Origin of the sequence: Streptomyces tendae, assembly GCF_014650435.1 — a bacterium.
Lineage (GTDB): Bacteria > Actinomycetota > Actinomycetes > Streptomycetales > Streptomycetaceae > Streptomyces > Streptomyces tendae.
In genome coordinates this window covers 1-560 of record NZ_BMUY01000112.1, presented here as the reverse complement: position 1 = coordinate 560, position 560 = coordinate 1, and the positions used below count along the sequence as shown (strand labels likewise).

Sequence of the window (560 nt, the reverse complement as noted above, 5' to 3'; positions counted from 1 at the left end):
ATTTGAAAGATCAGGACAAAATCATGTGGACTTTTACACCAGATGATGTTTATGAAATGTCAGGCTACAACTTAGATATTCCTGCTTTTCATACGAAAAGAGGCTACCGTGTAATACATATGGTGGTGAATGGTACTTCCATTCAAGCCTCTTCTGAGAGCGGAGTGAGTGAGGTGCCAATAAGTAAAGGCGATAGTGTTTCATCGGTTCCAGGTAAATTAAGTTTAATTACCAAGATGACAGATAGCTACACAACTACTAGAGGTGATGAAAAAAATTGTTCTTATGAATATAAGATGGATTTGAAAGTCCGAACCGGTAAATTTGAGGATTACAATTTTACCTTAGTACCATACAAAGAAGAGCGCGGAAAGCAGGCTGTGACAGTAAGGCTATATACGAATCAAACCCGAAGCGGCGAAGGTTTGGACGTAGTTATGTGGGACTATGAGAAACAAGCACTGGTTCCTGTAAAAGATAATCAAACCATAGATATGGACCCAGTAACGTATAATGGAAGTAAAAACATAAGACAGGTACGAATTTTCTTTGCCAAGCCA

1 protein-coding gene is annotated in these 560 nt (G+C 38.8%); it reads left to right on the top strand.

What is annotated here, in order from left to right; genetic code table 11:
• Window positions 1–560, top strand: a 560-nt coding sequence (locus IE258_RS42230) for a threonine--tRNA ligase family protein (RefSeq protein ID WP_189750851.1), incomplete at both ends; no start/stop codon positions are given.